Here is an 8,574-nt window from a genome sequence, read left to right on the forward strand (position 1 = left end):
CTGTGCAAAAATGAATTGTTATGAATTTAGTTAATAGAAGTATATTTCTTTTTCTCGCCATTGGGTTGGCAGCCTGCAACAAGAACCTGCTGGATACTGCGCCTACCGACAGGCTCGCTGTGAATATTTTCTGGAAAACAGAAGCCGATGCAAAGTTAGCTGTTAACGCATTATACCAGGATCTCGACAGTACCAACATCCTGGCACTGGATGCACTGACAGATATCGGGCATACCAACCAAAACTTTGATGTGCAGGCGTACGTGGAACTGGGCACCTATGACCAATCCAGTGCTAAAGTATATGGAGAGTGGAAGAGTGCTTACAAAGGCATTCATGCAGTCAATTATTTCCTCGAAAATGTAGACAAGGTAACTACTGTCACCCCTGCGCTGATCAACCAGTTTAAGGGCGAAGCCAAAGCATTACGTGCGTATCAGTATATTAAACTGGCTGGTTTGTATGGAGATGTTCCACTCGTAACAACTTCCATTACACTGGAGCAGGCAAGGGTCCTGAAAAGAACACCGGTGTCTGAGATCTACGATTTTATCGACAAGGAATTAACTGATGCTGCTGCTTTGTTGCCAGCCAACTACACCGCTGCGGCCGATAAAGGCCGTATTACACGCGGCGCGGCCTGGGCATTAAAAGCCCGTGCTGATTTATTTGCGGGTCACTATCAGTTGRCAGTAAATGCCGCCGCGGAAGTTAATGGTCTCGGCTATACGCTGTACGACAGCTACCAGAAATTGTTCAGCTACGCAGCAGAAAATAACAAGGAAGTGATCCTGGATAAACAGTTCATCAAGGACAACTATCCCAACAACATATTCAGCATCCTGGCACCATATAGCCAGAAGAATGGCAACAGCTCTTATGTACCCACCAAAGTACTTGCGGATACATACCAGACTAAAGACGGTAAAGACATCAATGCCGGTGGCAGCAACTTTGATCCGTTGCATCCCTACGATAACCGGGATCCCCGCCTGAGATACAGCTTGTTTGTAGACGGGGATGTGCTGCCTTCCGGACTCATTTTTCATCCGGCGCCCAACAGTGGTACAGCAGACGCCATTGGTAGTACCTATATTGCTTCTACCACCGGTTACAATCTGAAAAAGTATATTAACACAGAAGATTATGTCAATCCCACCAACTGTGGTATCAACATTGTTCTGCTGCGTTATGCGGAAGTATTGCTCACTTATGCAGAAGCAAAAATAGAACTGAACCAGCTGGATCAAACAGTATACAATGCCATCAATGCGGTACGTCAGCGTGCAGATGTAAATATGCCGGTGTTACCCACAGGTCTTACCCAAAGCCAGTTACGGGATGCGGTGAGATATGAACGTACGGTGGAACTGGCCTTTGAAGGTCAGCGTCTGTACGATATCCGCCGCTGGAAAACAGCCGAGACGGTGATGAAAGGACCAGTGTATGGCATTACCTGGAATAATAACGGGCAACTGGTAACTGTGCAGGTAGTGTCTTTTAACCGTGCATTTGATAAGTCGAGACATTATCTTTGGCCGGTGCCGCAAAAAGAACGGGACCTGGATCCGGCATTATCACAAAATCCAAACTGGTAATTATTATTTATGAAGAAGTATATCTATTGTCTACTGGCAGGGCTTTCTATGGGCAGCATACAAGAAGTGTATGCGCAACAGCGGCCCAATATAATTTTCGTACTTACCGATGATATGGGTTACAGTGACCTGAGTTGTTATGGTAATCCGCAGATCCGCACACCTTTCCTTGATCATGTGGCAGATCAGGGGGTAAAGGCAACAGGGTATATGGTGACTTCTCCTTCCTGCACGCCGTCCAGGGTGAGCTTATTAACCGGACGTTATCCTACCCGCTCACAACTCAATTTTCCGATTCCTCCGGGCTATAAAATAGGGCTGCCGGATGAAGATGTTACCATTGCGGAAATGCTGAAAGGAGTGGGTTATAATACGTGTATGATCGGCAAGTGGCACCTGGGTGATATACAGCCGTATAACTTCCCGGTAGCGCAGGGATTTGACCATTATTTTGGTTTGTTGTATAGTCATGATTACCGTTCTCCGTATGTAAAGACCGATACTGTATTGAAAATTTACAGAGACAGAACGCCGGAAATTTTCCGGCCGGCAGATACTTCTTTAACGGAATTATATACCAGGGAAGCCATTAAATATGTGCAGCAGCAAAAGAAAGACAAGCCTTTCTTTTTATACCTGGCGCACAACATGCCCCACCTGCCGGTGGCAGCGTCCAGGAAGTTCAGGGGGCACTCAGCCGGTGGATTATATGGAGATGTGATTGAAGAGATAGATGCTAACCTGGCGGAGCTCTGGAAAGCGCTCGAAAAACAGGGACTGGCAGATAATACTATTTTCATTTTCAGCAGCGATAATGGCCCCTGGATTGATTACCCGGCGCGTATGTCATCCGATGGAGTAATTAAGCCGTGGGATGTAGGCAGTACGGGTATTTTCCGGGGTAAGAAAGGAGAAACGTATGAAGGTGGCCATCGCGTACCTTTTATTGTTTACTGGAAAAATCATGTGCCGAAAGGCAAAACCATCACCGATGCATTTACCAGTATGGACGTATTGCCTACACTGGCACAGTGGGTGAAAGCGCCGCTGCCGGCTGGCAGAACCCTGGATGGAGAATCGGTGGCGGCATTGCTTGGCGGTCAGCTGGAACATCCTGTGCATCAACCTATTTATTATGTTAACAACGGTACCCCGGAAGCGATCCGCGTGGGCGACTGGAAGTTGCGCCGGATAGCCGATAAAACTTCAGGTGTAAAAAACATCGAGTTATTTAACCTGCAATGGGATGTACGCGAACGTACTAACCTGGCCTCCGAATATCCGGATAAGGTAAGTTCTTTGGAACAGTTGCTGGATCAGTATGCCGGCAATGCAGCCAACTAAGGAGGCTTAAAAAAAGGAATGGAGTGGTCATCGCCACTCCATTCCTTTTTTTAAATATTATAAGCTCACCGCTAATAATTTCATGGCTTTTTTGTGTTCCAGTTCCCGCTGATGTCTGAAAATGCTTTTGGTTACAAAATGCCCCAATGCCATGCCTATCCATACATCGCTGCTCCAGTGCCGGTTTTCATATAGCCTGGTGGCGCCGGTGAGTCCTGCAATGCCGTAGGCCACCCAGGGTACCCAGGGATGATCTTTTCCATATAGTTCCGCCATGGCAGTAGCTACGAATGTAGCATTTTATAAAAAAAGAAGGATAAACGGGGTATCTTTAGTAACTACAATCAACCTTTTATGAAAATCAGTTTTCTTTCCTTATGCTTCCTTTTTGCGGCTGCTATAGTGTCTGCACAACGGGTGAAGCCAGACGTTATTCCTGTTGCCAATGGCCAGCTGACCATACAGCCCATTGAGCATGCCAGTTTCGTATTACAGGCTGGTAAAACAACTATCTACGTGGATCCGACTGGTGGTGCGGACAAATATACCGGGCTGACAGCACCGGATATTATCCTGGTTACCGATATACATGGTGACCACTTTGACGCGGCTTCCATTGCAGCGGTGAAAACAGCTAAAACGATCATCATTGTACCACAGGTGGTAGCAGATAAAATGTCCTCGGCGGATAAAGCCCAGGTGATTGTGTTGAAAAACGGCGATAAAAAATCATTGTCCGGTATTGGCATCGCCGCTATTCCAATGTATAACATCCCGGAAAGTGCTACTGCCATGCATACCAAAGGCAGAGGTAATGGATATGTGCTGAACTACGGCAAAAAGAACATCTATATCTCCGGCGATACCCAGGGCATTCCGGAAATGCGTAGCCTGAAAAATATCGACATCGCCTTTGTATGTATGAATCTGCCTTATACGATGGACGTTCCTGAAGCTGCCGATGCAGTACTGGCCTTCGCACCTAAAATAGTGTATCCTTATCACTACCGTGGTAAAGATGGTTTCAGCGATGTGAATAAATTCAAAAGCCTGGTAGATGCAGGCAATAAAGGAATAGACGTGAGATTGCGAGATTGGTACGTGAAGTGAGCGTAAAGCAGAAGGCAGAAAGCTATTGAAGCGAATGATTACGGGATAGAATAATTCGCGTATCTCATTCGCTTCAATAGCTTTTAACGTTCGTGCTGGTGTAAAAATCGTTAAATTTAAGTTTTACACCAGCACTAACTCAGCAGCTATGACAGCAAATAAAATCATTTGCCCCGGCTGTCATCTGCACCTTGCAGATGAACAACTGGCCCCTTCCGACCGCTATAATGCATCCGGTGAATGCCTGGACCTCTTCAATCAGCTTTCTGCCCGTACGTTTGCCCTGGAACATCCGGACTTCCATCACCAGCTGTCAGTAGATGCGTATAGTGCCCAGCATGCCGGCGGCGTGGCCAAAGGCATGACCACCGCCTACGCTCTGATAGGGCTGTACCTGGCACTGGAACAGCAATATACCGGCCGCCAGGTGCAACATGTACACAGCATCATCCCCAAACAACACTGGGAACCGATATCGCCTCCGGGACAGGCCGCCGCCATTACCGTGCAGGAAGTACTACGGGCAAACACCAACGAAGACCTCTACGCCGCTATCCGCAAATGGGCCAAATCCGTTTGGAATAGCTGGGCTCTGCAGCATGAATGGGTAAAGGAAAAAGCAGCTCCCTATATTTAGAAAACAGGAATGAGATATTTGTATAGTTTTGCGCTTCAATATGCAACTATCCTTTTCATTCGAACTGTTAGGTGTAGTGATGGGAATCATCGCTGTCGCCGTCATTTGCGTTAAAACCGGCAAACTCACCATACCTGCAGCGGGCATGGCCGCCCTGGTCGGTCTGTTAACAGTCCTGGGCGCGGGCTATGGTGGCCTCGTATTGCTGGGTACCTTTTTTATCCTCGGTGTAAAAGCCACTTCTCACAAAAAGCAGTTGAAAACTGTTACTGCGGATCCTCATTCCCAGCAACGTACTGCCGGGCAGGTTTTTGCCAACGGTGGCGTGGCCGCTATCATGGGCCTGCTGGCTCTGCTGTACCCGGCATATGCTACAGTCTTTATACTCATGCTGGGAGCCAGTCTGGCTTCGGCTACAGCAGATACACTATCGTCCGAACTGGGCATGGTATACGGTCGTAACTTTTATAATATCCTCAGCTTTAAAAAAGAACCCAAAGGACTGGATGGCGTTATCAGTTTGGAAGGCACGCTGCTGGGTGCCGCGGGTGCATTGTTGATCGCGTTGATATACGGTGCTTTCTTCGGAATGGATAGCCGCGTATTGGTAGTGTTAATAGCCGGTGTGGTGGGTAACCTGGTAGATTCTTTGCTGGGAGCTACGTTGGAGCGTCAGCGTTATATAGGAAATGATGCGGTGAATTTTTTGAATACGCTGCTGGCGGCGTTGGTAGGGTGGGGGATGTATCAGGTATGTGGATAAGCATATTGGAGAGATAACATTTTATTAATTTAAAAATAATCCATTGAACAAGGAGCACTGTGATCACGATCCTATTCCACAGGAAAAAATTCAACGTAACATTGATCAATACGGCTGCTATATTATACAGGTAAAACCAGATGACTATCTGCCGGGATTCGCCTATACCATCGGCCTCTATCAGCAATTCAATCATCCGGAAATTATATGCTTTGGCTTATCATTAGACCTGTTGGGGAGTGTTTTAAATGATGCCTGCGAGCGGATAAAAAATGGACAATCATTACAGGTAGGGGTCCATTATGGTGATTTTATAGCAGATTTCCCCATACAGTTTCTGACTGTTGACAAATCATTTTACCCAAACTATTGGGGCATCGCAAATAGCTTTTATTGCCATTATAATTATCCGGCATTACAACTGGTGTGGCCGGATAAACAAAGCCTGTTTCCCTGGGAGCCAGGGTTTAATGTGAATTGGAAATTCAGGCAGCCGCTGCTTGACAGAGATACGGACTTCAAATTTTATGAAGAGAGAAACCTGGCAGTATATACTACTAAACATGTTTTAGAAGGAAAGCCTATCTTATTTGTTTATCATAATGATGATGGTGCCTGGCAGTTCCACAGTGAGCAGGAACCGGATTTGAAAGATGCGAAACTGGTGAGTCTGGAATCAATTACGAGATTGGATCCGGGTATAAATGAGTTGTATCATTTGTCTTTGGGACAAAGTGCCTGGCGGGGATCTATGGAGGAGGAGTGGGAATGGGAGTAGCTTGTTTTCGTGATTTTTCATATCAATATTTTTTTTTGAGGTCTTCTATGGTCAAATTTTTTCCCTGGTTTCGCCTGACCAGATGACATCAATACTGGCTAATACTTTGTATAACGACTAATCTTGTTGGCTGCGCCGTAACAGGTGCATCAGCAGGTAAGCGTCCAACTTTTAAAACATTTTTTTGAATGAGAAGAACCTGTATTTTTTTAGGATTGCTGGCATTGTCCACCAACCTTTTCAGCCAGTCGGCGCCAAAGCCTTATGGTGTGCTGCCTACCGCTGCCCAACTGAAATGGCATGAAATGGAAATGTATTGCCTGATCCACTTCGGCGCCAATACCTACCTGGATCACGAATGGGGTTATGGTGATGAAGATCCTAACCTGGTGAATCCTGTACAGTTTGATGCCAGGCAAATTGTGGGCGCCGCCAAAGCCGGTGGATTCAAAGGTATTGTTGTAGTAGCCAAACACCATGACGGCTTATGCCTGTGGCCTACCAAAACCACTACCCATAATATCTCCCAAAGCAAATGGAAAAATGGTAAAGGAGATATCATCAGAGAATACCAGCAGGCCTGTGCGCAACTGGGCCTGAAACTGGGCCTTTACTGCTCTCCCTGGGATAGGAATAACCCTGAATACGGCAAGCCGGAATACCTGGATATTTACCGCAGACAACTGAAGGAACTATATAGCAACTATGGTCCCCTGTTCACCTCCTGGCATGATGGGGCTAATGGCGGCAGCGGATATTACGGTGGCGCCAATGAAACCCGTAACATTGACCGCAGCACTTATTACGACTGGGATTCTACCTGGAATATTACCCGCACCATGCAACCCGATGCAGTTATTTTCGGTGATGTGGGTCCTGGTTCACGTTGGGTAGGTAATGAAGACGGACATGCCGGCACCACCTGTTGGGCTACTTATACGCCTGAAGCGCCTGAGGAAGGAAAGCGACCCGCTAACGGCTTTGTGAAATCAGAACTGGGTACAACAGGTACCCGCAATGGCAAATACTGGATCCCCGCAGAATGTGATGTGGCCATCAGGCCAGGATGGTTTTATCATGAGTCGCAAAATGCACAGGTCTTCACTTCCTCCCAGTTACTGGACCTCTATTATGAAAGTGTTGGCCACGGCGCTTCGCTGGACCTGGGCTTGTCGCCTGACCAGAGAGGCTTGCTGAATGATATCGATGTGGCTTCCTTAAAAGGTTTTGGTGAACTGCTTCGCAAAACTTTTGCTGTAAACTTCGCAAAAGGTGCTACGCTGAAAGCCAGTAACATCCGGGGTAATGATGCCGCGAAATTTGGTCCCCAGCTATTACTTGATGCCGATCGTTATTCTTACTGGGCTACAGACGATGCGGTGACTACGGCCGACTTAACACTGGACCTGCACGGCAACAAAACATTTAATGTGATCCGTCTCCGGGAAAATATTAAACTGGGCCAGCGTATTGATTCTGTTGGCATCGATGTCATGGATAACGGCGCATGGAAAGCCATCGCATCCGCTACCAGCATTGGATCCAGCCGGTTGATACGCCTGGATAAAAATGTGACGGCTGCTAAAGTAAGAGTGCGTGTATACGCTCCTGTTAGTATCGCACTGAGTGATGTGGGATTGTATAAAGAACCTGTTCACATCAAAGCGCCAATCATTAAAAGAGAAAAGTCAGGTATGGTAAGTATCGTTGGTGTACAGTCTGCCGATCCTGTTTACTACACCGTAGATGGTAGCAATCCAACATTGCAGTCACCGGTATACAAACAACCTTTTCTCTTTGCAGATGGCGGTACGATCAAAGCCAGAAGTGGCAGTAAAGTTTTAATGGGAGACATTAAAACCGCGATCTACGGCATTGGTAAAAAAGGATGGAAGGTGATAGAGGCGCCTGCAGGCAGCCAGGCCGACAATGTAGTGGATGAAGATGAAAGCACGAACTGGAACACGTTAACACCGGAACTCTCCGGAAAAATTCCGGTAGATGTAGCCATAGATATGGGCGAAGCACATCTTATTAAAGCCTTTACCTATTTGCCGCGGCAGGATAGAAAAGATGAAGGCCTGATTGGCAAATATGCTTTTTATGTGAGCCAGAATGGCCGTGACTGGGAAAAGGCAAGGGCAGGTGATTTTCATAATATAGAGGCCAACCCGGTGCAACAACTGGTGATCCTCGATCATCCGCTGAAAGCAAGATATTTTAAGTTTTCTGCATTGCATATTAATAATGGTAATGGAGTAATGGTGGCAGAACTGGGAATTATTACACGATAAAGTGCACGGAAAGAATTACGAATTACGTATTTGCAGGTAGATGTTCTAAC

The 8,574-nt window shown here is 46.7% G+C and carries 8 protein-coding genes; 7 read left to right on the plus strand and 1 reads right to left on the minus strand.

Annotated elements, in window-relative coordinates:
- The first annotated feature begins 20 nt into the window (after positions 1-20).
- A complete protein-coding gene (locus AC1DP6_RS04135) occupies positions 21-1,598 on the plus strand; it encodes a RagB/SusD family nutrient uptake outer membrane protein (RefSeq protein WP_477053699.1) in 1,578 nt (525 codons plus the stop codon).
- Positions 1,599-1,607: 9 nt separating this feature from the next.
- Positions 1,608-2,942, plus strand: coding sequence for a sulfatase-like hydrolase/transferase (locus tag AC1DP6_RS04140; RefSeq protein ID WP_477053700.1), 1,335 nt, complete (start codon positions 1,608-1,610; stop codon positions 2,940-2,942).
- A 57-nt stretch (positions 2,943-2,999) separates the two neighbouring features.
- On the opposite strand, the gene AC1DP6_RS04145 is transcribed toward AC1DP6_RS04140, so the two are convergent.
- Positions 3,000-3,218, minus strand: coding sequence for a phosphatase PAP2 family protein (locus AC1DP6_RS04145; RefSeq protein ID WP_477053701.1), 219 nt, complete (start codon positions 3,216-3,218; stop codon positions 3,000-3,002).
- A 78-nt stretch (positions 3,219-3,296) separates the two neighbouring features.
- On the opposite strand from AC1DP6_RS04145, the gene AC1DP6_RS04150 reads away from it, so the two are divergent.
- The 5 genes from AC1DP6_RS04150 (at position 3,297) to AC1DP6_RS04170 (ending at position 8,524) form a co-directional block, all read left to right on the plus strand.
- Complete coding sequence (locus tag AC1DP6_RS04150; protein WP_477053702.1) at positions 3,297-4,052, plus strand: MBL fold metallo-hydrolase; 756 nt, start codon at positions 3,297-3,299, stop codon at positions 4,050-4,052.
- Positions 4,053-4,200: 148 nt separating this feature from the next.
- A complete protein-coding gene (locus AC1DP6_RS04155; protein WP_441571907.1) occupies positions 4,201-4,689 on the plus strand; it encodes a DUF5946 family protein in 489 nt (162 codons plus the stop codon).
- A gap of 40 nt (positions 4,690-4,729) precedes the next feature.
- Positions 4,730-5,452, plus strand: coding sequence for a DUF92 domain-containing protein (locus tag AC1DP6_RS04160; protein WP_477053703.1), 723 nt, complete (start codon positions 4,730-4,732; stop codon positions 5,450-5,452).
- A 43-nt stretch (positions 5,453-5,495) separates the two neighbouring features.
- Positions 5,496-6,230 carry a DUF4262 domain-containing protein gene (locus tag AC1DP6_RS04165; RefSeq protein ID WP_477053704.1) on the plus strand — a complete coding sequence of 245 codons (735 nt, stop codon included), beginning with the start codon at positions 5,496-5,498 and terminating at the stop codon, positions 6,228-6,230.
- Positions 6,231-6,418: 188 nt separating this feature from the next.
- Positions 6,419-8,524 carry an alpha-L-fucosidase gene (locus AC1DP6_RS04170; RefSeq protein WP_477053705.1) on the plus strand — a complete coding sequence of 702 codons (2,106 nt, stop codon included), beginning with the start codon at positions 6,419-6,421 and terminating at the stop codon, positions 8,522-8,524.
- The last annotated feature ends 50 nt before the right edge of the window (positions 8,525-8,574 follow it).

Source organism: Chitinophaga sp. 01L420 (assembly GCF_056399985.1).